General features: G+C 60.0%; 1 protein-coding gene. It reads left to right on the forward strand.

Annotation, left to right across the window (positions count from 1 at the left end; all coding sequences use genetic code 11):
• Positions 1-450 precede the first annotated feature (450 nt).
• On the forward strand, positions 451-732 hold a 282-nt coding region (locus PDO_RS16780), incomplete at its 3' end, for an ATP-binding protein (protein ID WP_007604455.1).

Genomic DNA, 732 nt, shown 5'->3' on the forward strand with positions numbered 1-732 from the left:
CAGGTCTCATTACGGGTGAGTCTGGTCGATTTCCCTTGATCATTGCCGGTTCGAATGCTGCTCGTTCATCACGGCTTGGTTGAGGAGGTTGCGTTCGCCAGGCACTGACGGCCTCATTTTTGAGTGTGTCTCCCGTCAGTAAAAGACAAATTCAGCGTTTCTTGCAGCTTGCCCAGCGTTCCGTCCTTTCGAAACCTAATTCCCGACACCATGAAGCTGACGCTGCTGCCGCCGGAATACAGCGTTACGCCCGTAACCGACAGCCGCAACAGTTTCCCGCGGCTTTCGGATGTGACGATGTCTCCAGGTACGATTCCAAGGATGGACCGGGCAAGCGCTGATCGTTCCGCCTCGAGTTCGGTATCCTTGAGGTCCTGGCGCTCGAAGGGCCATCACCCCATCCCAACGCCGTCCAGCTGATCCTGGAGCGTCGGCGCGAGCGACGACACCATGCGCCTCGACTTCATCCGTGACGCTGCCAATGCCGTCTTCATCGGCCCAAACGGTGTCGGCAAATCAACGCTCGCCCGCAATATCGCCCACCACGCCGTCATGAACGGTTACACCGCCCTGTTCACCAGTGCCGGCCAACTGCTCGGCGAAATCGCCGCCATCGACAGTGCGTCCGCGCTCCGTCGGCGCCTGGCTCATTACACCGCTCCGGCCCTCCTCGTCATCGATGAGGTCGGATACCTCTCCTACACCAACCGCCACGCCGACCTGCTCTTCGAG

The organism is Rhizobium sp. PDO1-076 (genome assembly GCF_000247475.1).
In the GTDB taxonomy this organism is placed as follows: Bacteria; Pseudomonadota; Alphaproteobacteria; order Rhizobiales; family Rhizobiaceae; genus Allorhizobium.